We start from the raw sequence: 25432 nt of genomic DNA, 5'->3' as shown, positions 1-25432 counted from the left end.
GTAGCTCCGTCATCTCGCAGGAAGGTTATTTCGTAAATCCAGATATTCTTTCTTGAACATATCGACGAATAGAAAGAATAATGAAAGCAGCAGCGGACCGAAGATGACTCCCATAAATCCGAATAACGGCAAACCGATAACGACTCCGAATATCGTAATCAGCGGATGGGTATCCGCCATTTTCTTCTGCAGGATGAATCGGATCAGGTTATCCGACTGAGATATGACTATTCCACCGTATGCGGCGAGTCCGATAGCGTTGAACCAGTCTCCGGTTACGGCAAGATAGGCAGCTACGGGAAACCATATCAAGGCAGTTCCTACCATTGGAATGATGGTGGCGAAGCAGGTCAGGAATCCCAATACCAGGACATTGGGTGCTCCGAAGATAAGATACCCTATCATGGCGACCCCTCCTTGAATAATGGCTAACAGAGGTATGCCGATGGCATTGGAACGTACAATCATATTGATTTCGTGAATTACTTCCTGTGTATTCGCTTCATTGAACGGGAGAATGTCATTCACATAAGCTTCCATCTTTTTTCCTCCTATCAGCATAAAGTATAGTACGAATACCATGACAAACAGATTGATGGCAAGGCTGCTGATGCTTTCCATTATTATTTGTCCGATGCGGGGTAGGATGGAGACAATGAATGACAAGGTATCTTTTCCCAGCACATCATAACCCGTTTTTTCTTTGATAAACTCTGCCACCTGCTGCATCGGGGCAATGAATGTTTGCGGGTCCAGATTGATGTCCTGAAGTTGGTTTACCAGTAGCCAGATTGTCAGTCCGAGCGGAACCAAAAATACCATAACCGTCTCTGCCGTAATCAGCAATGCGGCAACACTGCGTTTCAGTTTCCACTTTTCCGTCAGGTGCGTCATTTGTGTGCGTACCAAAATATAAATAGTGAGTGCTCCCAGCAATCCTCCCAAAAAAGGAGTGATCTGACGGAAGATGATGATTCCCATAAATAGTATGATGACGATGAGGGAATATTTCCAGTATTGTTCTTTGATGCTCATATTATGTATTTAGATATTCTGCTTTATAAACAAAAGAACAGTGGAAAAAGTTTGAATGTCCGGTATGAGGTTTACGTATGTTGTTTTTAAGGGAGCTCAATATGAAAAACCGTTTTTCCGGCTCTGCTTTCTTTGATAGCCAAATGCCCTTCGTGGCGGCGGATAATTTCTTTGCACAGGCTTAGTCCGATGCCTGTACCTTCTGATTTAGTCGTAAAAAAGGGGATGAATACTTTGTCCATAATTTCGGGAGGAATACCGGGACCATTGTCGGTGATGTCTATGACTATATGTTCGTCTTGTTCTGCTTGCAGGGAAAGCTCTCCATGCGGATGCCCCTCCAATGCCTGCATGGCGTTTTTCAACAGATTGAGAAACACTTGTGACAGTTGCTTTTCGTCTCCTTCGGTCATCATCGGTTCGGGGGAGCACCGGAGTGTAAAGGAGATATTGTTTTCTTGAAAATTGGTTTGAAGCAGTTCCTCCAGATTGTGTAATAAGTCGGATAGGGAAAAGAGACGCTTTTCGGGCTGCGGAAGATAGGACAGATGCCGGAAAGATTCGGTAAATTCCATCAGCCGTTCGCTTTGCGCCTGAATAATGTGAAGCCCGCGGATTCCTTTCTCGCTGATTTCCGGATAGGAAGCCAGTGTCTGAGACAGTGAGATAATGGGAGCGATCGTGTTCATGATCTCATGAGTCAGGACATGACTGAGTTTGCTCCATGATTCACTTTCGTTTTCGTTGAGCCGGTCGTCAATGTCTTGTATGGAAAGCAAGGTGATTGTTTCGTCTTGTAGTTTCATCTGACTTTGGGAGAGGCTGAGCCTTTTTCTGTTCTTCTCATTCTGCAGGATATTTTCCAGTTGGGAATATAGAGTCAGTGATTCGATGTTTAGTAAGGTCAACGCTGTGTTGTTGACGAAGATTATTTTCTTGGAGTTGTTCCAGGCTATGATTCCGTTGGGTACTTTCTCCAGCAGAGACCGGTAGAAATGTTCCTGTTTCTGGTAGTCCATTTTGGTTTGTGCCAATAGGGCGTTGATCCGGTTCAGTGAACGGTTCAGCTGTTGTTGCTCTTCGTTTATTCCTTGCTCGGGGTAGCTGAATGTATTATCTCTGTCCTCGATGGCATCAAAGAAAAGCCGGAGTTTCCGGTTGATGTTATTGAGATAAGTGACTATTCCGCCGATTTGAAACAAGGAGCAGATGATTAGTAACGTACCGATGATGATGCCACGTTGGGAGATGATGAGCCACAGCCCTGTTCCCGAAGTTGCGAGGATGAGCAGGATACGAAGCAATATGGTCCAATAGATATGTCGGCTGAATATCATCTTGTTCAGGGTTTGAATCGTTTCAGTTTATTATAGAGAGTTTGTCGGCTGATGCCTAATTGTTCGGCGGCGGCTGTCAGATTTCCATTGTTTTGGAGGATTGCTGTTTCGATGGCTTGCCGTTCTACTTCCTCCAGGTTGGGGACGACGCTTGCCGTCTGAGGTTTCCAGCTTTGCTTTACCAGAATATCTTTGGGGCGTATCACGTTGCCTTCACATAAGATCACCGCTTTTTCGATGGCGTGTTGCAGTTCGCGGATATTGCCCGGCCAGTGATAGGAGCGTAGTTTCTCAATCGTTTGCTCGTGCATCCGTATGTCCGGTCGTTGATATTTGGAAGTAAAACGACGGAGGAAAGTATCTATGAATAATAGGATATCGTCTCCCCGTTCCCTTAAAGGAGGGATTTCCAGATGAATGGTGTTGATACGGTAGAACAAATCTTCCCGAAACAGTCCTTGCTTTACCATTTCCGGAATATCTTTATTGGTAGCAGAGATCAGCCGGATATCAACGGGAATCACTTTGTTACTTCCGATTCGGGTGACATTCCGGTTCTGTAGTACAGTCAATAGTTTGGCTTGCAGTGCAATGGAAAGGTTTCCGATTTCGTCCATAAAGAGGGAACTGCCGTTGGCCGCTTCGAATTTTCCCGGACGACTTTCGTATGCGTCGGTAAACGCTCCGCGTTCGTGTCCGAACAGTTCACTTTCGAAGAGTGATTCACTGATAGCGCCCATATCAATGCCAAGCATTTGACGGGAATTTCGGGGAGATAAACGATGTATCTCTTTGGCTAACATCTCTTTTCCTGTTCCGTTCTCTCCGGTGATCAGGATGTTGGCGTCGGTTTTGGCTACTTTCGTGACCACTTTAATCAACTGGAGCATTGCGGGAGAGTGGCCGATCAACATTTCCGGTTTGCTCGGTTTCTCGGTATCCCCCTGTTTGCCGGTTGCCTTTGAAGCGCTTTTGGCTTTGCTGTTGTTACTTTTATAAGCCTCCTTTATCTTCCGAATCAGAATCTGATTATCCCAAGGTTTGAGTAAAAAATCAGTAGCCCCGTTTTTTAGTGCTTTTACCGCCAATTCAACGTCTCCGTAAGCAGTCAGCATAACCACCGGCAAAGATGGGCGGATTTCGTGGATTTGTTTTAACCAGTACAGCCCTTCATTGCCATTGTTTATGCCGGCAGAGAAATTCATGTCAAGGATAACGACGTCGATAGAGGTGGTAGTCAGTAACGTGGTGATTTGATTGGGATTGGCGGCGGTGCGAACTGTACCGAACTCATTTTCGAGCAGTAACTCCAGTGAAGCTAACACGCTTTTATTATCATCTACTATTAAAATAGTTCCGTTTTCCATATCTAAGATTGGGGGTATCTATCAGGTTGAACCATGCTTTAAGTTTGGGGGTAAAGATATTCGTTTTTGCTTTCCTCTGCAAGCGAGTGTCCAATAATTAGACGTTTTCGGGCATATTTACTGCAAGGCTTACTTAAATGCCCGAAAATTGCTCCCGAAGAATATGAAATAATGGATAACGTCCAAAAGTTGGACGTTGCGGTGTGTAATAATTGGACGGATGCAATGCAATCGTATTGGTCATTTGGTTAATAATCAATTACTTAAAAATTGTGGCATCCTATTTGCCTTCTAATCATCGTAACACACAATCGCATATATTATAAAGAATGAAAAACTTTTTCTTTTTGTCCTTATTCTTATTACCGCATTTTGTGCAGGCCCAGTCCGGCATGACTTTGGATGAGTGCATTCGTCTGGCATGGAAGCAGAATCCTTCTGTGCGGAACAGTGTGATAGATATAAAGGAGGCACGGGCAGATTATATGGCTGCTGTCGGTGCTTTTCTTCCCCGTGCAGCGGTTAATGCAGAAACAGGGAAACGCTTTGGGCGTTCTATCGATCCGGATACGAACGGATATACCAACGAAACTTTTGAAGAAGGGACTGTGGGGCTTGATATGACTCTTTCTCTTTTTGAAGGCTTTTCACGCATTCATCAGGTACACTTCCGGAAGATGAATAAGGAACGTAGCGAATGGGCACTGAAAAATAAGCAGAATGAACTGGCATATCAAGTGACGGATGCTTATTATAAACTGATTCTGGAGAGAAAACTGCTGAATCTTGCTTTAGAACAAAGCCGGTTGAGTGAGCGGTATCTGAAACAAACCGAAGCCTTTGTTGAGTTGGGATTGAAATCCGCTTCCGATTTGCAGGAAGTCAAGGCCCGCAGAGAAGGGGATATCTATCGTTATAAATCTCGTGAGAATACTTGCCGGTTGGCCTTATTGCATCTGGAACAGCTAATGAATTTCCAACCCGGTGATACACTCGTTATTCAGGATACTATTGTGGAAGCGAATCAGTTGCCCTTGCTTTCTGTTCCGTCTACGGAAACACTTTATGCCCAATCACTGGAAATACTTCCCGTCATGCGTATGATTGATTTGAAACGAAAGGCTGCCTGTAAAGAGTATGCGATGGCTGGTGGAACTTTTTCTCCTTCTGTCTATGCCCGCTTTACGGTTGGTTCCAATTTTTACAATACAGTTTTTTCTGCCAGACAGTTGCGGGACAATATAGGAAAATATGTCGGCATCGGTATTTCGTTTCCTTTGCTGAGCGGATTGGAACGTCTGACTCATCAACGGAAGCAGAAACTAAACCTGTATCGCTTGAAGAATGAAGAAGAACTGGAAAAGCAGCAGCTATATACCGATATAGAGCAAACACTTCTTTCCCTACATGCCGGATTTAGTGAACATCAACAGGCATTGCAACAGCTTGAAGCAGAAGCTCTCGTACTGAAAGAGTCCGAACGTAAATGGGAGGAAGGACTCATTTCCGTCTTTCAGCTGATGGAAGCCCGTAACCGTTTTATCTCCGCCAAGGCAGAACTGGTTCGTGTACGCCTGCAAGTGGAAATGATGAGGAAACTGGAGAAATACTATCGGGAGGGGACTTTCCTGTAAAACGGAGTCTGTGCCATCGGATCAATCATTTAATAACAACCCTATTTTGAATATACCTTTATGGATACACCTGTTGAACGCAGACCCGGCATAAATCGCAAACACCTTTATACGATCGGTGGTGTGGCGCTGGGAATCGCTGTCATTTTATATTTTATTTTTAGAGATACGGCTTCCTCCATGACAGTTGAGAAAGACCGTCTCACGATTGCTACCGTCAAGCAAGCGGAGTTCAATGATTATATCCGTGTGATCGGGCAAGTGATGCCCAGCCGGATTATCTATATGGATGCCATAGAAGGCGGTCGTGTGGAAGAACGTCTGAAAGAAGAAGGAGCTATGGTGAAAGCGGGCGATGTGATTCTGCGTCTCAGCAACCCGTTGCTGAATATCGGAATCATGCAGAGTGAGGCAGACCTTGCCTATCAGGAAAATGAATTGCGCAATACCCGCATCAGTATGGAGCAGGAGCGTCTGCAACTGAAACAGGAACGCATAGGCTTGAATAAAGAACTGACATTGAAAAAACGCCGTTATGAACAATACAGACGTTTGGTGGAGGAACAACTGATTGCCCGCGAGGACTTCCGTCAGGCAGAGGAGGAGTATGAAGCTGCCAAAGAACAACTGGCGGTCATTGACGAACGTATCCGTCAGGACAATATTTTCCGTGAAAGCCAGATCAGCAGTCTGGACGAGAACATACGCAACATGAAACGCAGTCTTACGTTGGTCCGTGAGCGCTTGGAAAACCTGAAGATTAAAGCTCCGATTGACGGACAGGTAGGAAACTTGAACGCGCAGGTCGGACAGTCCATTTCCGCAGGAGAACATATCGGGCAGATTATTACTCCGGACCTCAAAGTACAGGCACAGATAGACGAGCATTATGTGGAGCGTGTACTTCCCGGACTTCCCGCCGACTTTACCCGTGACGGAGGAACCTATAAACTGGAAGTAACCAAACCTTATCCGGAAGTGAAAGAAGGGCAGTTCCGTACTGATCTGGCTTTCATTTCGGAGCGGCCGGAGAATATACGTGCCGGACAAACTTATCATATCAACCTTCAGTTAGGAGACCCGGCACAAGCGATCCTTGTTCCCCGTGGCGGATTCTTTCAAATTACCGGAGGGCGGTGGATGTATATTGTCGATGAAAGTGGTAAATTTGCCACGCGGCGTCCTGTGAAGATCGGGCGCCAGAATCCACAGTATTATGAGGTGACGGAAGGTTTGTCTTCGGGTGAGAAAGTAATCATATCCGGTTATGAGTTGTTCGGAGACAATGAGAAACTAATACTAAAATAAATAAAAAGAATCACCATGATTAAAACAGAAAAACTGTCTATGCTTTTCACTACGGAAGAGGTACAGACGAAAGCATTGAACGAAGTCACCTTACACGTAGAACAAGGAGAATTTGTCGCTATAATGGGACCTTCCGGATGCGGCAAGTCAACGTTGCTGAATATTCTGGGCACGTTGGATTCTCCCACTTCCGGCTCTTATTTCTTTGAAGGGAAACAGGTGGATAAAATGAACGAGAACCAGCTGACTGCCCTTCGGAAGAATAATCTGGGCTTTATCTTCCAGAGTTTCAACCTGATTGACGAACTGACGGTATACGAAAATGTGGAACTCCCGCTTGTCTATATGGGGATTAAGGCTGCCCAACGCAAAGAGAAGGTGAACAAAGTGCTGGAGAAAGTAAATCTGCTACATCGTGCCAACCATTATCCTCAACAGTTGTCGGGCGGACAACAGCAACGTGTGGCCATCGCCCGTGCGGTAGTGACGGACTGTAAGTTGTTGCTGGCTGACGAACCGACCGGAAATCTGGATTCGGTGAATGGCGTGGAAGTGATGGAGCTGTTGAGCGAACTGAACCGCCAGGGGACTACGATTATCATTGTCACCCACTCGCAAAGGGATGCGACGTATGCGCATCGGATTATCCGGTTGTTGGACGGACAGATTGTATCTGAAAACATCAACCGTCCGTTTGAAAAAAGTACGTCCTCTAAAAACGAAGCAGTATGATAGGAAATTATTGGAATAGTGCCTATCGGAATCTGATGAAGCGGAAAAAGTTCAGCTTCATTAATGTGTTTGGACTGGCGATCGGCATGGCATCGGCGTTGCTGATCCTGACGTATGTAACTTTCGAGTTCAGTTTTGACAAGATGCACACGAAATATCCCCATATTTATCGTGTGCAAAGTACATTCCGCGAAGGGGAGGTGATGACCGACAACTGGGCAAGCAGCTCCTTCGGATACGGTTCGGCAATGAAAGAGAATCTTGCGGGAATTGAAGATTATACCCGAATCGGCTCTCTGCTCCAACCAGAACAGATTGTGAAGTATGGTGAGTTGACGCTGCGGGAAAACCAGATAGCTTATGCCGATCCGGGCTTTTTCCGTCTTTTCGATTTCGAGCTTCTGAAAGGTGATAAAAAGACCAGCCTTTCGATGCCGGGACAAGTTGTAATCACCGAGCGCATTGCCCGCAAATATTTCAAAGAGGAAGACCCTATCGGAAAGATTCTTATCTTTACCGGTCCCTATTATAAGATATCGTGTGAAGTGACCGGAGTCATGGAGGAAATGCCTTCCAATTCCCACATACATTATAACTTCCTGATTTCGTATACATCTTTGCCCAAGTTTATACATGAATACTGGTATAAGCACGAAGCATATACGTATGTTCTGCTCGATTCGCCGGAGAGGGAAGCGGAAATAGAAAGAGAGTTTCCCGTCATGGCGGAAAAGTACAAGACGGAGGAAGCGTTGAAAAACAAAACATGGGGAGTCGATTTGGTTCCTCTGGCAGATATACATCTCACTCCGCAATTGGGTTATGAAATGGAGACAAAAGGAAATCGTTCTGCTATGATTGCACTTGTCTTTGCAGCCATTGCCATTCTGGCTATTGCCTGGATAAACTATATCAATCTGACAGTAGCCCGTTCGATGGAGCGTGCCAGGGAAGTCGGAGTGCGTCGGGTAGTGGGTGCTTTCCGCAAGCAGTTGATTCATCAGTTCCTGTTCGAAGCGCTGGTTATGAATCTGATTGCTTTTATATTGGCGGTAGGGCTGATAGAGCTGATTCTTCCGTACTTTAATCAACTGGTGGGACGTACGGTCACTTTCTCCGTTTGGCTGATGGATTATTGGTGGGTGCTGCTGGTCCTTGTTTTTATCGCAGGGATATTCCTTTCCGGATATTATCCGGCATTGGCTTTGCTGAACCGTAAACCGATTACCCTGTTGAAAGGAAAGTTTTTGCATAGCAAGTCCGGAGAACGGACTCGTCAGGTGTTGGTTATCATTCAATATACGGCCTCTATGATACTGCTTTGTGGAACATTGATCGTGTTTGCACAGCTGAATTTTATGCGCAGCCAATCATTAGGGGTGAAAACCGACCAGACATTAGTCATTAAATTTCCCGGACGTACAGACGGGCTAAATGTGAAACTGGAAGCGATGAAGAAAGCGATAATGCGGTTGCCACTGGTGCATAGTGTCGCAGCTTCCGGTGCTGTGCCGGGCGAGGAGGTGGCTACTTTCCTTTCCAATCGCCGTACCAATGACGCTTTGAAGCAGAACCGGCTTTATGAGATGCTGGCCTGCGATCCGGATTATATAGAGGCATATGGTTTGCAAGTGATAGCCGGACGGGGCTTTTCAGAAGAGTACGGAGACGATGTAGATAAACTGGTGATTAATGAGACGGCCGTACGCAATCTGGGCTTTGCTTCCAATGATGAGGCGATAGGAGAGTTGGTAACAGTAGAATGTACCGATGCTCCGATGCAGATTATCGGAGTGGTCAAAGATTATCATCAGCAGGCGTTGAGTAAGAATTATACTCCTATTATGCTGATTCATAAAGATAAGATAGACTGGTTGCCACAACGCTATATTTCTATCGTAATGACTTCCGGCAATCCCCGCGAACTGGTATCGCAGGTACAGGAAATATGGAATCGGTACTTTGCTGATTCCAGTTTCGATTATTTTTTCCTCGATCAGTTCTTCGACCATCAGTATCGTCAGGATGAAGTATTCGGGGTGATGATAGGTTCTTTCACCGGATTAGCGATATTCATATCCTGTCTGGGACTTTGGGTATTGGTGATGTTTTCCTGTTCCACCCGTACGAAAGAGATGGGTATACGTAAAGTCTTGGGAGCTTCCCGCTGGAATCTTTTCTATCAGTTGGTCAAAGGATTTTTCCTGCTGATTCTGATAGCGGTTGTGATTGCTCTTCCGGTAGCTTGGTTCAGTATGAACGCCTGGTTGAGTCATTATGCTTTCCGGACGGATTTAGAAGCCTGGTTCTTTATTGTGCCCGTATTGTTGATGTTGTTCATTTCATTCGTGACGGTGGCCTTTCAGACAATGAAAATAATAATGAGCAAACCTGCTCGTTCGTTAAGATATGAATAGCTTTTAGATCACTCCTTCGGGTATTCGTTAATATCCGGAGGAATTATGTTAAATGTTAACGAGTCTGCAGCTTTTATTAAACCATGTTATAAGATGCCCTGCTTTGCTCCTATAATTTGGAGATATGCGGAAAGTCCGTATCTTTGTAGTGTGTTTTTCATAGTATTAGATTTAAGGTTAACAAAAAGATTGGCTGTCTGGGATAGATAGCCTTTTTTTATGCCCTTTAAAATGCTGCAAATTAATGCTGGAACTTAAAATCAGGAACAGCTTCATTCTGAATCCGCTATGCAGCGCATAGCGCTCCATTCGCTGCCATAAATGTATTGTACTGTTATAAAAGAATAATAATCAGAGATTTATCGTGCTTTAGAGGATTAATACCGTAACTTGCAGGAAAGGAAATCCCGTCTATTTTATCCCCGTATATAAACTATCCTAAAAAACAATGTATTATGAAAGGTAAAGAGAGAAAAAAAGAAGCGAAGAAAGAAAAATCGGACAAAAAGACAAAAGTGTTGACTGATTATCAGAGAGAGAAACAGAGTAAGAGTGACAGAGGAATGAGTATAATACCCAAAGCATAATGGTGCATGTAAAAAGAGAAGGTGTTATATTGGAAGGTACTTCACTTGAGTTTGAAAACGAAGGTGTGATGAATCCGGCGGTGATGGCCGAAGGAAATACGGTGCACATGTTTTATCGTGCAGTTAGGGAAGGAAATCATTCAACTATAGGCTACTGCCGTCTGGAAGGACCGCTGACTGTAGTAGAGAGGCATACGGTTCCTTTGATAGCTCCTGATTTTGATTATGAGAGTCAAGGCGTGGAGGACCCGCGAATTGTGAAAATAGAAGGCATCTATTATCTCACCTATACCGCTTATGATGGGTATAGTGCCGTAGGGGCTTTGGCACTTTCTACCGATTTGAAGCATTTTGAGAAGAAAGGCATTATTACTTCCCAGATTACCTATCCGCAGTTTCGTGAACTCCTTCGTACCCAACAAGCTATTATCAGCAAATATTTCCGTTCCGGTAATAAGCGTGAAGCGACAAACGAAAAAGGGCATCCACTTTACATGATGGATAAGAATGTGGTATTCTTTCCTCGTAAAATTAATGGGAAGTTTTACTTCATGCATCGTATCCGCCCCGATATTCAATACGTAGCAGTAGAACGTCTTGATATGCTGACAAAGGAGTTCTGGAAAAGATATTATCAGAATTTTGCGAAACGTATCCTGTTGGCACCTTATCACGATCATGAATCGAGTTACATTGGTGCCGGATGCCCTCCGATAGAGACAGGGGTAGGTTGGCTACTGATTTACCACAGTGTTTATGATACGCCTTCCGGCTATGTATATTCCGCTTGTGCGGCTTTGTTGGATATAGATAATCCAGCTATTGAAATAGCTCGTTTGCCTTATCCGTTGTTCACTCCCGCGACAGAATATGAACTGTCCGGTGTAGTCAATAGGGTTTGTTTTCCTACGGGCACTGCCTTGTTTGGAGACACTCTCTATATCTATTATGGAGCAGCCGACAAATACGTGGCCTGCGTGTCAGTGCAACTGACAGAGTTACTGGATGAATTAATAAAACAAATCAAATGAGAAAAGTTATATGTATTACTACTTATCCTCCTCGTGAATGTGGCATAGCCACTTTTGCCCAGGACTTGGTCCGGGCTATCCTGTCAAAGTTCGGAGAATCTTACTCCATCAAGATAGGTGCAGTAGAGTCCGATACGGAAAAACATACCTATACGGAAGATGTGGAATATGTTCTCAATACTTCGGATGTTTCGGAATTTGCTGCTTTGACCAGACAGTTGAATGAGAATCCCGAAGTGGAAATAGTACTTGTGCAACATGAGTTCGGTTTGTATGCGGAGCAGGAAGAAGCCTTTCTGCAAATGCTGGAACAGCTCCGTAAGCCTGTGATACTTGTTTTTCATACTGTACTTTCGCAACCAACTTTGGCAATGTACGGAACAGTACGCAGAATGGTGTCTGCCTGTACGCAACTGGTAGTGATGACACAAAACTCCAGGCGTATCTTGTTGGGAGATTATCATGCTGATGAAGATAAAGTCATGGTGATTCCTCATGGCACTCATCTGGTATCGTTCAGGGATAAGAACAAACTGAAAGACTTTTATCAGCTTTCGGGTAGGAGAGTTCTTTCCACTTTCGGTTTGCTTAGTCCCGGGAAGAGTATTGAGACGACTCTGGATGCTTTGCCGGCCATTGTAGAAGCGAATCCTTCCGTGATATTTCTTATTATCGGAAAAACACATCCGGGAGTCTTGAGGGTAGAAGGAGAGAAATACCGCAATTTTCTGGAGGCGAAGATCAAGGAGTTGGGTATGGAAGACTATGTGCTTTTTATCAATCAGTATCTTGAACTTCCTGTTTTGCTGGAGTATTTGCAGTTGACAGATGTATATCTATTCACTTCGAGTGACCCGCATCAGGCGGTAAGCGGGACATTTGTATATGCTGTAAGCTGTGGGTGCCCGATTATAGCTACTCCTATTCCGCACGCATTGGAATTGTTGAGCGATGACTCCGGTATTATCTTTGATTTTAAAAATTCGGTTCAACTGTCGGAAGCTGCCAATCGCTTGCTTGCCGATGAAAAGCTGCGGGTTGAGATGAAGCTGGTCGGTTTGCAGAAGACGGCGGCTACGGCTTGGGAAAATGTGGCTATTGCTTATGCGTATCTCTTTCAGAAGGTGGGCAAGGTAGAGGAAGAGCTGGTTTACTCTTTGCCTCCCATAGATACTTACCATATCCGGCGCATGAGCCGGCAATGGGGGATTATCCAGTTTTCAAAAGGTAATCGTCCGGATAGTTCTACGGGGTATACGCTGGATGATACGGCACGTGCGCTGATGTCGATGTGTCAGCTTGTTGCTATGAAGCAGGGAAAGGTGAAAGAACGGTATATCAAAACCTATCTGAATTTTATCCGTTATTGTCAACAGTCGGATGGCTCTTTTATGAATTATGTAGACAAAGATGGGGTTTTTACTTCACAAAATCAGGAAGTGGGACTGGATGATAGCAACGGGCGGGCTATCTGTGCTTTGGGATATTTTATCTCCTGTGCCGCTCATTTTCCTGCTCCGTGGAAGGAGGAGGCAGAGACTGTTTTCAAGCGGACATTTCAATTGTTCGACCGGATAGATTCTCCCCGCAGCATTGCTTTTATGCTTAAGGGTTTTTATTATTATAGGCAAGAGTGTCCTTCGGCGCAGACAGATGCTTGCATTTGGCTGCTGGCCAATAAGCTTGCCCAGTTGTATCGTCACACGGCGGACGGAAAATGGAGATGGTTTGAGGCGTATCTCACCTATGATAATGCTATTTTACCGGAAGCAATGTTGCTGGCTCATTTGGCTATTGGCAGGGACGAGTATAAAGAAATTGCTCATGAATCTTTTGAATTCTTATTGAAAAAGGTCTTTGTAGGAAATCGCATTCAGGTGATTTCCAATCAGGGGTGGATGCATAAAGGGAAGGCCAGTCATGGATTTGGTGAACAACCCGTAGATGTGGCAGGAATGGTTATTGCGCTGAAAACATTTTATCTGGCTTTCAAAGAAGAAAAGTATCTCCAAATGCAAAAAGATGCTTTCAATTGGTTTCTGGGCAATAATCATTTGCATCAGATTGTTTACAATCCGGCTACTGGAGGTTGTTATGACGGATTGGAGGAGAAAAACATCAATCTGAACCAAGGTTCGGAATCTACCGTTTGTTATTTGCTGGCAAGGCTGTCTCTTCTGTCTGACTAATTCCGCATATTGGCAGGTATATATTGCAATATCATAAAAAATACCTGTCAATGTCCGGAAAGGTAAACAACAATCGATTACAAGAAACATTCCGGAGAATGTGATTGCCGCAGGTGTTTCTTACAAGATATTCATCTGATTATTTTAAGATAATCTCATATACACGGGCGCTTTCTCCCCAAGGATGCCAGCAATCTCCGATATATGTGAAGCCCAAGCGTTCATAATACGAAGTATGACTGGTGCTTAAATATAATTTTGAGAATCCGAATTTCAGTGTATCCTTCTTGGCTTGTTCTATTAAAAGATTGGCGTAATGATTTCCCCTATACTTTTCTTCAATGAATAAGGCAACCAACCAAGGATATAAATCCGCGCGAGAGTTAAAATCGTTGCTGGTAAGTCCAGCACATCCTATTATTTCATCACCATTCATTAAAAGGTACCATTGCGGAATGGGATTTTCGGAATTCAGAGAATGTCTGAAACAATTGTCATACACCATTTTCGTGTTCTCGTTACCCCACTTGCTTTGGAAATAGGCGATAGCTCTTTCCAGATACTGAGGTGAGTCTCTGAGTGAAACTAGATTCATACGTTTATTGTATTGTTTATATTTAATATTGCCAAAGTTATAAAAGTATTTTTGAAAACCAATAGGTTGCCTGTTTTATCTGACTAATTCTGTATATTTGCAAGTATGTTCTGCTTATTAAATAACATCATAATATATATGGAGAATAAAGAATTGCGTGAAAGAATGCTTTCGGGAAAAATGTATAATGACTTGTCTGTAGAACTGGTTCAAAGAAGAGAACAAGCTGTTTTCCTGACCAATGATTATAATTCCACTTATGGAAAGCCTAAAGAAGTTCGGGAGGCATTGTTGCGTAAACTATTGAGGCGTATTGGCAGTAGTGTTCATTTTGAACCGAATTTCCGGTGTGGGTTTGGATTCAATATCAGTATCGGCAATAATTTCTTCGCCAATTTTGATTGCATCATGTTGGACGGAAATCTCATTACGATAGGTGACAATGTATTATTAGGGCCCCGTGTCGGTTTATATACGGCCAATCATGCGCTCGATCCGCAGGAACGTCTTATGGGCGGATGCTATGCCCATCCGATTGTCATTGAAGATAATGTGTGGGTAGGTGCCGGCGTTCATATAATGGGTGGGGTTACTGTCGGGAGAAATTCAGTAATCGGTGCGGGCAGTGTGGTGACAAAGAGCACTCCGGAGAATGTAATTGCCGCAGGTGTTCCCTGTAAAGTTATTCGGGAAATAACCGATGAAGACAAGACCGGTTTTCGGCTTTAGTATTCTACGGATGATCTAGCTCGCTACTTACTGAAATTTAAGGATCGCTACGCAATTCTTTGTCCCGCAATATGCGAAAGATTATTCGTCTGACTATAGTTGAACTTTCGTCTGACAGCTGTTTCTTTTTCGTCTAACAACTGTCAGACGAAAGTTCAACTATAGTCAGACGAATACTTTTATGTAATCTTGATGCTAGAGTTTAGCAAAGTCGTCCACAAGTTTCCTTGATTTTATCCTAACTATATATCCTTTGTTTAATGCTGATTACCATAATTTGCAATCTATCCATTCTAGTTTGTCGAATAGCCATAATTCAAAAAAGAACAAGATAAATGGGAGGACAATGATGAAGGCCATAGTCACTCCACTACTTTTCGAGTGTCGGTAATGATTGATAATAGCTCTTTTTCTGTCTTTACGGTAACGGAAAAATATGAAAATGTAAGGCAATAAAAGAATCAGTACTTGATAAAATATGACCGCATTGTCTCCAAAGTGATGGGTTACACTCGTTAATCCAAATGCCGGAAAAGCTACGATCATTATCCAATACTCCAGTAAAATGAATGCACCGGAGCATCTGAAGGCTTTCTTGCTCCATTGTTCACCCTTAAAATACAGATAATCGAAGAAATAATATCTGTATTTGGGAGGATGTAACCTTTGTTTTACACGTTCGAAATAATTATCTGTTTTATTCGTACCTTTTTTCATTTAATTGATTAATAGTAATTACATATTACAACTTACTCGACGTATTTAGTAAGTCTCTCTGTTTAAAAAAGAATTGAGCCATTTTTGAGAGAATTCTTCTTGCTCACGAGTATTCGGAAATTCTTGAATCTCTGCATAATCAAATATCGTTGCGATATCTTTTTTTAATGCAGGTTTTCCAAGAGTCAGGATATATACCTTATTGGAGGTACTCATCATTCCCGATTGATGTGCATTTCTCATAGCACCATAACATTTCATTCCAATACCTTTTGACAATAGTATATCTCGTAACTTTTGAAATGTCGGGAATATATCCTCTTCCTGTACTTCAAACAGATGATTGTCTAATGAAACAGACATGATAAATGAATCATCTTCTATGATGTTTATAGTTAGATCAAATACTGTATTATCTGATAACCTGACTGCTACTACTTTCTCTTCATATTCTTCCATATCATTTATTATTATGTTTTCGTCCTGGCCATTGATTCGCTTGTTATCGGTTTATTGGTTACTTATATCCGTAAATTACAAATGTATGTTCATCGGCTTTCTCAAAAGGTATATGGAATTTATGGAGAATGTCTAGTAACATACTTGATTTATCTATGATTTCAGGTTCCACTAACCTCCCTCTGCGAACGGCATATAAAGGCTGAATAGCAATCCATTCAATCTTAAAGAATGGTGGCAAACTATATTCATAGTTTTCATATATAAATTCCCAACTTCCCAAATATGTTGGTACTTGTTCAAATATTGGAGAGTATGTGATATTGTCTGTCAACAATTGAATATTATATGCCGGTTCAAACTCCGGTATAGACAAAATTGCAGTTTGCAGTTCCAGCCATTTAGTATCATTCATGACGGGAGATAGCTGCCTTTGTTCTATTATCTTGCTTGCTAATGCTTTCAAGTCTATATAGCTTGCTATAAACTCTTTATATTGGGTGTATACCTTATTTATATCATACTTTTCCATACATTTGTTTGTTTTGGATTACTGCTAATGGGTTTGTGAATAACTGACCGTTAGGGCAGTTCATTCGTTTGTTACCAATATTTCAATCTCCACTTACCCAAATTGTGTTTTTATCTATTATCATAGGACGCAAATTCTTAACAAACTCTATTATAATTTTCATTGATTGTTTCTCCGACGTCTTTATATAATCATTTGCCAAATTAATAAGTAATTCAAGATTTTGAGGTATCAATCTTATATCTCCATATTCATCAATACTCAATCCTGTCTTTGCATGAAACTGCGAAAAGACGGGTTGTAATATTCTCAATTCAACATCATTCAAAGCGAAGTGATGATTATTCATTGTATTGCTAAAATCTAACATTTCAATTATTTGTTTATTGGTAATGAATAAATAACCACACTCAACGAGTAGTGGTTATTCCAGTAACTGATACCTATAAGGTGCGTTTACTGAATTCTATTTTTCAATTCTATATATGCTACTGACAAAGTTATGAAACTATTAATGAAAAACAATCTAGCGTCCATTTTATTTTATTTACATGACGGACATCGTTATAATATGTATATATTAGCCATTCACTGAAAAAATGACCTTTTCTTAAAAAGAGGATATTTACACAGGCACTAAAGACCGTAATTACATACAGACTGAAAGGATATTTATCTTACCAATTCCACATCTTGTCTACAAATGAGGCGTGTTCGTCTCATTTGAAAGACCAGCAATGCAGTATCCCTTATCTTCGTGTCGAAATAAAAAACAGAATAAGTCATGAAGATGAATAAAACTATGTTGTTAGGGGAAGTAGCAAACCGTTCGGGGATTCCGGCAGATGAATGCGGAGTAGTACTTAAAACTTTTGAAAGAGTTCTTTGCGAAGAACTCACACGGAAACTGTACCGTTATGGAGGATGGATATTGCTGTTGATCGGTTTGTGTGTATCAGCCTTTGCTTTCGGGCAAACATCGGAGCGGAAAGGGCGTCCGGTCCAGACCATTCGTGGGGTGGTTGTTGACGGAGATTCCAAATATCCTATACCGTATGCGACAGTAAGATTGTCAGATAAAGAGGGGATGGGGACGACAACCGACAGTCTGGGACGTTTCACCATTCCGCAGGTTCCCGTCGGGAGACATACGATAGAGGCAGCGTTCATGGGATATGAACCCGGCATTTTCAGAGAAATACTGGTGACTTCCGCAAAGGAGGTCTATTTGGAAATACCTTTGAAAGAAAGCGTCAACGAACTGAGTGAAGTAGTGGTCCGTGCGCGGACGAACAAAGAAGAAGCGATGAATAAGATGGCAACTACCGGAGCACGTATGCTGAGCGTGGAAGAAGCGAGCCGTTATGCAGGCGGATTCGACGACCCTGCACGTCTGGTTTCCGCTTTTGCCGGAGTGGCGCCCAGCGTCTCTTCGAATGGCATTTCGATTCATAGCAATGCACCCCATCTGTTGCAATGGAGGCTGGAGGATGTAGAAATCCCGAATCCGAATCACTTTGCGGATATTGCCACATTGGGTGGAGGAATCCTTTCTTCCCTTAGCTCACAGGTACTCGGAAATTCCGATTTCTTCACCGGAGCTTTTCCGGCTGAATATGGAAATGCAGTGTCCGGCGTGTTCGACATGAAGCTGCGCAACGGTAACAATCAAAAGAACGAAAACACGATTCAAGTGGGAATCATGGGAATTGACGTTGCTTCCGAAGGTCCTTTGAGCAAGAAGCATAAAGCCTCGTATATCTTCAATTATCGTTACTCTACCACAGGACTACTGAATCTTGACGGTGGAACGATGGACTATCAGGACCTGAACTTCAAACTAAACTTTCCCACAAAGATGGCCGGGACTTTCTCGGTATGGGGAACCAGCCTGATAGACAAATTTAAGAGTGACATGGAGAGGAATCCTGAGAAATGGGAATATCTGGGCGACCGCAGCGAATCACGTGACAAGCAGTATATGGCCGCCGGAGGTATCAGTCACCGTTACTTTTTCAATAGTGACGCATCACTGAAAACAACCGTTGCCGCTACCTACTCGCAGTTGGACGGAGGCGCTTCCATGTTCAATCATGCGTTGGAATCGACTCCTTATATGGACCTTGAATCAAGGCATACCAACCTGATACTGACCAGCACCTTCAACCGTAAATTCAGCAACCGCTTTACCAATAAGACAGGATTTACTTATACTGCCATGTTTTATGACATGAACCTTGCCATAGCTCCATACGAAGCTCAGCTGCTGGAAACGGTATCGAAGGGAGATGGCAATACGAGTCTGATTTCTGCTTACAATAGTTCTTCTGTCGGACTGAGCGACCGTTGGGCTCTCAACGCCGGTATCTATGGACAATACCTGACGCTGAATAATAAATGGTCTGTCGAACCCCGTGCCGGACTGAAATGGCAAGCTACCCCGAAAGCGACCTTTGCTTTAGCTTACGGCATATACAGCCGAATGGAGAAAATGGACGTCTACTTTGTGAAAACGAAGAGCACGGGAAATCAATCCGTCAACAAGAACCTCGACTTCACCAAGGCGCAGCACATCATGTTGTCTTTCGGCTATAAGATTTCGGACCGCATGAATCTGAAAATAGAACCTTATGTACAGTTTCTGCACGATGTACCGGTAATGGCGGACAGTTCCTATTCCGTACTCAACCGCTCCGACTTTTATGTAGAAGATGCGCTTGTCAACAAAGGAAGAGGCCGGAATATCGGGATTGACATAACCCTCGAACGCTTTCTGGAAAAAGGACTTTATTACATGATCTCCGGTTCGTTGTTCGACTCCCGTTACCGTGGCGGAGACGGTGTATGGTACAACACGAAGTTCAACCGCAACTATGTCATCAACGGACTGATCGGCAAAGAATGGATGCTGGGACGCAACAAACAGAATATTTTTAGCATCAACCTGAAACTGACCTTGCAGGGCGGCGACCGCTATTCCCCGATTGATATGGAAGCAACCATGAAGCATCCGGACAAGGAAGTGCAGTACGACGAAAGGAAGGCATTCTCCAAACAGTATTCGCCCATGTTTATCGGCAATTATACCGTCAGCTATCGCATCAACAAGAAAAAAGTATCTCATGAATTTGCTGTGAAGGGCTTGAACTTTATGGGCACGAAAGAGCACTACGGACATGAGTATAACGTGAAAACCGGAAAGATAGACGCAACCGACGGCTCTACCGTTCTGACTAATGTGAGTTATAAGCTTGAATTTTAGATATCCGGTATAGAGACCTTAACGGAAAATGTTTTATCTTCGTACCCAATGAAGCATATGGCAACTGAAACAACTGCAGCAGGCAACGAATCGACCTTTTTATATAGATTGCTCGTAAGTCCGGCATTCCGATGGATGCGGTATCTGATACTTGTCATGGTGTTGGGCACTATCTCCTTCAATCAGGTGTTCATCATTTTTATGGACTATCGGGATATATTGGGCGTATGGATTTATGTGTTCACGTTTATATATATGCTCACATACGTCGGTGTTATCTGCCTGAATCTTTTCTGGTTATTCCCGAAATATTTATTGAAAAGGCATTATATGGCTTATCTGTCAGTGCTGTCTGTGGCGATGGTCATTGCGCTGCTGATACAGATGGTCATAGAATACCTTGCTTACTCCCATTGGCCGCAGCTTCATGCGCGGGGATCGTATTTCTCGGTTCCCATGCTGATGGACTACATTTCTTCTTTTATGCTGTCAACGCTTTGCATGATAGGAGGAACGATGACTTTGCTTCTGAAAGAATGGATGATTGAGAATCAGCGTGTTTCACAGATGGAAAAGGCGCACGTACTGTCCGAAGTGGAACAGCTCAAAGAACAGGTCAGCCCCGAACTTCTTTTCAAAACGTTGCATCATTCGGGTGAACTGACATTGACCAAGCCGGAAAAGGCTTCGAAGATGTTGATGAAGCTGAGCCAGTTGCTGCGCTATCAGTTATATGATTGCAGTCGGCGAAAAGTATTGCTCAGCAGTGAAATCACCTTCCTTACCAACTATCTGATGTTGGAGCAAAGCTCTCTTCCGCAATTCCGTTATCAGTTTACTTCGGAAGGGGAGGTGAACAGGATGCTGGTTCCTCCTTTGCTCTTCATTCCTTTCGTGCAGCATATCATGGGGTTGACGCACGAACAGCAGATATCACTTCCTGTCTCTCTGGACATTCATCTGAAAGCGGAGAAGGGTACGATTGTATTCACTTGTATGTGCCCGCAACTTAATCTCGTAAACAGGGGACTGGAACGGATCAGACAAAGGCTGGACTTATTATATGGCGAGCGCTACGGAATATCTTTGACTACAGAAGGTGTAAGACTGGAACTGAATGGAGGGGAACAATGAAAATAAATACAAACGATAAAAATACGCTTGACAGGAATCCCGATGACGGAACCATGAACGGCAAAAGTGTCACCGCTTTTCTGCTAAGTCCTCATTGCAGGATATACAGACATATCCTCTTGCAGATAGTTGTCCTGCTGATTACCATCAATGTCTTCTGGTACGAGCCTTTGCAGATGGTCTCTTTCTTGAAACGCTTTGGAGGCTGCCTTGTATATTTTTTGTCTATGAATGCGGTGATATATACCAATCTGTACGTCCTGGTTCCTTCTTTTCTGCTAAAGAACCGTTTGGGTGGTTATGTTCTGGCTGCGATAGTTACCAACTTAGTGGTCATCCTTTTCCTTTCAGTTACGCAGGGAATGCTTTTTGAAGTTATTTTGCCTGTCAGGAATCCCGATGGATTTGCTACTTTCATCAATACCTTTTCGGGGATACTCACTATGGGGTTTGTCACCGCAGGTTCGGCAGCTATTTCATTGTTCACTCATTGGCTGCGTCATAATCTGCGCATTGATCAGCTGGAATCTACCACTTTGCAATCGGAACTGAAGTTCCTTAAGAGCCAGATTAATCCGCACTTTCTGTTCAATATGCTGAATAACGCCAATGTACTGATAAAGCGGAATCCGGAAGAAGCTTCCAAAGTTCTTTTCAAACTGGAAGATTTGCTGCGGTATCAGATAAATGACAGTTCGCGCGAAAGGGTTGCTTTAGCCTCGGATATCCGTTTTCTGAACGACTATCTGAATCTGGAAAAGATACGCCGGGATCATTTTCAGTTTACAATGGAGCAGGAAGGGGACATTGACTCCATCTGGATTCAGCCGTTATTGTTTATCCCGTTTGTGGAGAATGCGGTAAAGCATAGTTTTGATAGCGAACATCCTTCGTCTGTACACCTTTCTTTTAAGGTAGAGGAGAATCAGTTGGAGTTCCGTTGTGAAAATACGATGCCGGCGGTTGCTGTCAGCAACAAGGTAGGAGGGATCGGACTTGCGAATATTCAGCGTAGATTAGGATTGTTATATCCCGATTGTTATGAATTGGAGCAGATAGAGAATGAAAATCGGTATATGGTAACTTTATGTATAACGTTATGAATTGTATTATTGTAGACGATGAACCATTGGCACGTGAGGCTATGAAATTGCTGATAGAGGAGGCGGAATGCCTTCAGCTGGTGGGAAGTTTTAACAGTGCCGCCACGGCTTCCGACTTTATGGAGCAGCACGTAGTAGACCTTGTCTTTCTGGATATTCAAATGCCCGGCATTACGGGAATTGAGTTTGCCCGTACCATTTCCAAACGGACATTGGTAATCTTTACCACTGCCTATACGGAGTATGCACTGGATAGCTACGAAGTGGACGCAATAGATTATCTGATAAAGCCAGTGGAGGCGGAGCGCTTTCAGAAGGCGGTTGAGAAGGCGCAGTCTTATCATTCTTTATTGTTACAGGAGGAAAAGGAAGCCATTGAGACGATTGTAGCAGCTGAGTATTTCTTTGTAAAGGCGGAACGCAGATACTTCAAGGTTAACTTTTCTGATATCCTTTTGGTGGAAGGTTTGAAAGATTATGTGATTCTACAGTTGGGCGAACAGCGCATCATCACCCGTATGAGTCTGAAAGCGGTCTTTGATTTATTGCCGAAGGACTCTTTTTTACGGGTTAATAAGTCGTATATAGTTAACACAACTCATATTGATTCGTTCGACAACAATGATATATTTATCAAGTCGTACGAGATTGCTATCGGGAATAGTTATCGGGATGACTTCTTTGAAGGATTCGTGATGAAACAACAAAGATGGTGACAGATCATTGAGATGTTTTTTATGTCATATATATCCGTTAGTCTTTAATCTGATACTATATCGGAAGATAAAGGGGAGCTTATAAAAGAACCTGTCCTCTGTCAGTCATAAAAATACTGATAGAGGGCAGTTACTTATCAAGAGAAAAAGTCGAAATTAGTTTATTTAGCTTCGTTGTTCTGTTTCAAAAGAAATTCGTCGATTGCTTTCTTCAACTGGTCTTTGGGCAAAGCCCCTTGCGTGATTCTCGGTTCTTCCTTCATCGGAATCAGTAACAGGGTGGGGATGCTGCGGATACCGAATGCGGCAGCCAGTTCCTTTTCCTGGTCCACATCAATCTGATAGATGTCCACCTTACCGCTATATTCTTTGCTCAGTTCTTCCAGAACAGGATGCAGCGCTTTACACGGTCCGCACCATGTTGCATAGAAATCGACGATTGCCGGACGTTTGCCTTCAAATTTCCAATCATTCGGATTGGCTTCAAAATCATATACTTTCTTTAAAAACTCTGCTTTATTTAATGATACTACTTCCATTTTATTGTCCTCCTTTGTTGGTTCATTACTCTTTTTATTTTCTCCGCCATTTCCCGCACAGGCTGTGGTGGCCAGTACGATAGCGAAAGCGCTCATAATGCTTTTAATCAGTTTCATAAATCTTTTCGGTTTATTTGTTTTCTATGTTGCAAAGGTAAGGCGAAATAGCTTCCCGTGAAATAGCGATTTGACTGGAACACTTGGCAAAATTTCCCATCACTGCTCCTTTAACGCTAAAAAATGTCTTTTTATCTTTGGAAGTAATAAAAATATGCACTACTTTTGTTGCGATAAAATGAGTATTCACCCTTTAAAATGATGGAAAGGGTATTAATTATGTTGGAGCTATAATATTTTCAAATTAGGACTAAGTTGTCTCGTCGGGAAGACGGGGCTTTGCGACATCTTGTTTTTTACGTTTACCGCAACTCTGCTGCTGGCGGTTATAGTTGATTAGTCCTGCAATCACATTTTTATTTTTCAAATTATTCACTTCAATGCTGTGGATGGATGTTTTGTATCCGTATCCGAAGCATTGGCATACTGTGTATAACCTTACTTTCTGCTGTTGAGGCGGACGGGGTGTAGTATGCGAACAGAAAAAAAGTATGGGGATACGATTAAAAGATTTAAGTAAACTGGGATATCGGGATAATGTAGCCCGTAGTCTGGTAGTAGACATTGTAGGCAAATATTGCAAACATGACACGAAGGAACAGATTGCAATGACTTTGAGCAATATACTCGAACATCCCGAATCTTATAAAAACAATGAAATATGGAGTAAGCTGGCGGAACGCCTGTCGCCTACTATTCTTGCGAAAGAGTTCGTAGCTTACGACTTACGGGAAGAGCCATTGATGTATAAAACTTATGGAGGTAAGTTTATCGAGACTCTTGCCAAACAACAGATGAATCTGGCTATGCGCCTGCCTGTAACGGTCGGCGGAGCGTTGATGCCCGATGCGCACGCCGGTTATGGATTGCCTATCGGTGGGGTGCTGGCTACTGATAATGCCGTGATACCGTATGCTGTCGGGGTTGATATCGGTTGCCGGATGAGTCTGACGGTATTTGATGCGAAAGCAGACTTCCTGAAACGATATTCTTATCAGATAAAGGAGGCTTTGAAAGACTTTACACATTTCGGAATGGATGGCGGCCTGGGCTTTGAACAGGAGCATGAAGTGCTGGACCGGGAAGAATTTCGGTTGACTCCTTTATTAAAGGATTTGCAAGGAAAGGCCGTGCGGCAACTCGGAAGCTCCGGAGGTGGGAATCACTTTGTGGAGTTCGGTGAAATTGCTTTGCAGGCGGATAATGTGCTGAATCTTCCGGAGGGGAGTTATGTTGCTTTGCTGTCTCATTCCGGTTCACGTGGCTTGGGTGCTGCTATTGCCAAACATTACAGTCTGTTGGCCCGTGAAGTCTGCAAACTTCCTCGGGAGGCGCAGCATTTTGCATGGCTGAGTCTGGACTCCGAAGAAGGGCAGGAGTATTGGATGAGTATGAATCTGGCAGGAGACTATGCCCGTGCCTGTCACGAGCGTATTCACCTGAATCTGGCTAAGGCATTGGGACTGAAACCTGTTGCGAATGTCAACAACCATCACAACTTTGCGTGGAAAGAGGAGATAGCTCCGGGACGTATGGCGATTGTGCATCGCAAAGGGGCAACTCCTGCACAAAAGGGACAGGCGGGTCTGATTCCCGGAAGTATGGCTACGGCAGGTTATCTGGTTTGTGGCAAAGGGGTGGAAGCATCCTTGTGCTCTGCTTCTCATGGAGCCGGAAGAGCGATGTCCCGTCAGAAAGCAAAGGAGAGTTTCACTCAGTCGGCTTTGAAAAAGATGCTGTCGCAGGCAGACGTGACATTGATAGGCGGAAGTATCGAGGAAATACCTCTGGCATATAAAGACATCGACCGCGTGATGTACACACAGGAGACTTTGGTGGAAGTGCAAGGTAGATTTATGCCTCGCATCGTACGAATGAATAAAGAATAAGGC

The 25432-nt window shown here is 43.4% G+C and carries 22 protein-coding genes; 13 read left to right on the top strand and 9 right to left on the bottom strand.

The window, feature by feature from the left end:
* Window positions 1-9: 9 nt before the first annotated feature.
* The 3 genes from DW640_RS12015 to DW640_RS12005 form a co-directional block, all read right to left on the bottom strand.
* A complete protein-coding gene (locus tag DW640_RS12015; protein ID WP_011107805.1) occupies window positions 10-1035 on the bottom strand; it encodes an AI-2E family transporter in 1026 nt (341 codons plus the stop codon).
* A gap of 86 nt (window positions 1036-1121) precedes the next feature.
* Window positions 1122-2372: a PAS domain-containing sensor histidine kinase gene (locus tag DW640_RS12010; protein ID WP_022470070.1), complete on the bottom strand. Its 1251-nt coding sequence runs from the start codon at window positions 2370-2372 to the stop codon at window positions 1122-1124.
* 5 nt (window positions 2373-2377) lie between these two features.
* Window positions 2378-3739 carry a sigma-54 dependent transcriptional regulator gene (locus DW640_RS12005; RefSeq protein WP_008762306.1) on the bottom strand — a complete coding sequence of 454 codons (1362 nt, stop codon included), beginning with the start codon at window positions 3737-3739 and terminating at the stop codon, window positions 2378-2380.
* 329 nt (window positions 3740-4068) lie between these two features.
* Here DW640_RS12005 and DW640_RS12000 point away from each other — a divergent pair, with 329 nt between their 5' ends.
* The 7 genes from DW640_RS12000 to DW640_RS11975 all read left to right on the top strand — a co-directional run bounded on the left by DW640_RS12000 (window position 4069) and on the right by DW640_RS11975 (window position 13637).
* Window positions 4069-5373 (top strand): TolC family protein, encoded by a 1305-nt coding sequence (locus DW640_RS12000; protein WP_199610357.1) that lies wholly within the window; start codon window positions 4069-4071, stop codon window positions 5371-5373.
* 60 nt (window positions 5374-5433) lie between these two features.
* On the top strand, window positions 5434-6681 hold the full coding sequence (locus tag DW640_RS11995; protein ID WP_117578236.1) for an efflux RND transporter periplasmic adaptor subunit: 1248 nt from the start codon (window positions 5434-5436) through the stop codon (window positions 6679-6681).
* Between the two features lie 15 nt (window positions 6682-6696).
* Window positions 6697-7413: an ABC transporter ATP-binding protein gene (locus DW640_RS11990; protein ID WP_117578234.1), complete on the top strand. Its 717-nt coding sequence runs from the start codon at window positions 6697-6699 to the stop codon at window positions 7411-7413.
* Window positions 7410-9830 carry an ABC transporter permease gene (locus tag DW640_RS11985; protein WP_117578232.1) on the top strand — a complete coding sequence of 807 codons (2421 nt, stop codon included), beginning with the start codon at window positions 7410-7412 and terminating at the stop codon, window positions 9828-9830. The genes DW640_RS11990 and DW640_RS11985 overlap by 4 nt, the downstream gene beginning before the upstream one ends.
* Window positions 9831-10285: 455 nt before the next feature.
* Entirely contained in the window at window positions 10286-10417 is a 132-nt protein-coding gene (locus DW640_RS24310; protein ID WP_255420940.1) for a hypothetical protein, read from the top strand.
* The gene (locus tag DW640_RS11980) at window positions 10417-11448 is read left to right on the top strand and encodes a pesticidal protein Cry7Aa (protein ID WP_117578230.1); all 1032 of its coding nucleotides are present in this window, start codon (window positions 10417-10419) and stop codon (window positions 11446-11448) included. Before DW640_RS24310 ends, DW640_RS11980 begins: the two co-directional genes overlap by 1 nt.
* Entirely contained in the window at window positions 11445-13637 is a 2193-nt protein-coding gene (locus DW640_RS11975; protein ID WP_117578228.1) for a glycosyltransferase, read from the top strand. The genes DW640_RS11980 and DW640_RS11975 overlap by 4 nt, the downstream gene beginning before the upstream one ends.
* A 139-nt stretch (window positions 13638-13776) precedes the next feature.
* On the opposite strand, the gene DW640_RS11970 is transcribed toward DW640_RS11975, so the two are convergent.
* On the bottom strand, window positions 13777-14232 hold the full coding sequence (locus DW640_RS11970) for a GNAT family N-acetyltransferase (protein ID WP_117578226.1): 456 nt from the start codon (window positions 14230-14232) through the stop codon (window positions 13777-13779).
* Window positions 14233-14370: 138 nt separating this feature from the next.
* Here DW640_RS11970 and DW640_RS11965 point away from each other — a divergent pair, with 138 nt between their 5' ends.
* Window positions 14371-14961, top strand: a complete 591-nt coding sequence (locus tag DW640_RS11965) for a sugar O-acetyltransferase (protein ID WP_199610355.1) — start codon at window positions 14371-14373, stop codon at window positions 14959-14961.
* Between the two features lie 267 nt (window positions 14962-15228).
* On the opposite strand, the gene DW640_RS11960 is transcribed toward DW640_RS11965, so the two are convergent.
* From DW640_RS11960 to DW640_RS11945, 4 genes are all read right to left on the bottom strand, one after another.
* Window positions 15229-15678, bottom strand: a complete 450-nt coding sequence (locus DW640_RS11960; protein ID WP_117578224.1) for a hypothetical protein — start codon at window positions 15676-15678, stop codon at window positions 15229-15231.
* A 45-nt stretch (window positions 15679-15723) separates the two neighbouring features.
* A complete protein-coding gene (locus tag DW640_RS11955; protein WP_117578222.1) occupies window positions 15724-16137 on the bottom strand; it encodes a hypothetical protein in 414 nt (137 codons plus the stop codon).
* A 58-nt stretch (window positions 16138-16195) separates the two neighbouring features.
* The gene (locus tag DW640_RS11950; RefSeq protein WP_117578220.1) at window positions 16196-16669 is read right to left on the bottom strand and encodes a DUF6678 family protein; all 474 of its coding nucleotides are present in this window, start codon (window positions 16667-16669) and stop codon (window positions 16196-16198) included.
* Window positions 16670-16751: 82 nt separating this feature from the next.
* A complete protein-coding gene (locus tag DW640_RS11945; RefSeq protein ID WP_117578218.1) occupies window positions 16752-17039 on the bottom strand; it encodes a hypothetical protein in 288 nt (95 codons plus the stop codon).
* 414 nt (window positions 17040-17453) lie between these two features.
* Here DW640_RS11945 and DW640_RS11940 point away from each other — a divergent pair, with 414 nt between their 5' ends.
* Genes DW640_RS11940 through DW640_RS11925 form a run of 4 tightly spaced genes read left to right on the top strand, consistent with a single transcriptional unit; the run spans window position 17454 to window position 22884 of the window.
* The gene (locus DW640_RS11940; RefSeq protein ID WP_117578216.1) at window positions 17454-19931 is read left to right on the top strand and encodes a TonB-dependent receptor; all 2478 of its coding nucleotides are present in this window, start codon (window positions 17454-17456) and stop codon (window positions 19929-19931) included.
* 57 nt (window positions 19932-19988) lie between these two features.
* Window positions 19989-21065 carry a sensor histidine kinase gene (locus DW640_RS11935; protein ID WP_182014879.1) on the top strand — a complete coding sequence of 359 codons (1077 nt, stop codon included), beginning with the start codon at window positions 19989-19991 and terminating at the stop codon, window positions 21063-21065.
* Window positions 21062-22168, top strand: a complete 1107-nt coding sequence (locus DW640_RS11930) for a sensor histidine kinase (RefSeq protein WP_117578215.1) — start codon at window positions 21062-21064, stop codon at window positions 22166-22168. The genes DW640_RS11935 and DW640_RS11930 overlap by 4 nt, the downstream gene beginning before the upstream one ends.
* Window positions 22165-22884 (top strand): LytTR family DNA-binding domain-containing protein, encoded by a 720-nt coding sequence (locus DW640_RS11925; protein WP_182014881.1) that lies wholly within the window; start codon window positions 22165-22167, stop codon window positions 22882-22884. Before DW640_RS11930 ends, DW640_RS11925 begins: the two co-directional genes overlap by 4 nt.
* Before the next feature lie 161 nt (window positions 22885-23045).
* Here the strand turns inward: DW640_RS11925 and trxA are convergent, their stop codons facing one another.
* Window positions 23046-23540 carry a thioredoxin gene (gene trxA, locus DW640_RS11920; RefSeq protein ID WP_008762320.1) on the bottom strand — a complete coding sequence of 165 codons (495 nt, stop codon included), beginning with the start codon at window positions 23538-23540 and terminating at the stop codon, window positions 23046-23048.
* 491 nt (window positions 23541-24031) lie between these two features.
* Here trxA and DW640_RS11915 point away from each other — a divergent pair, with 491 nt between their 5' ends.
* On the top strand, window positions 24032-25429 hold the full coding sequence (locus tag DW640_RS11915; protein ID WP_117578211.1) for an RtcB family protein: 1398 nt from the start codon (window positions 24032-24034) through the stop codon (window positions 25427-25429).
* The last annotated feature ends 3 nt before the right edge of the window (window positions 25430-25432 follow it).

Origin of the sequence: Bacteroides sp. AM23-12 (assembly GCF_003434395.1) — a bacterium.
Classification (GTDB): domain Bacteria; phylum Bacteroidota; class Bacteroidia; order Bacteroidales; family Bacteroidaceae; genus Bacteroides; species Bacteroides thetaiotaomicron.
Note: the sequence above shows the minus strand (reverse complement) of the source record. Positions and strands in the feature narration are given on the sequence as shown.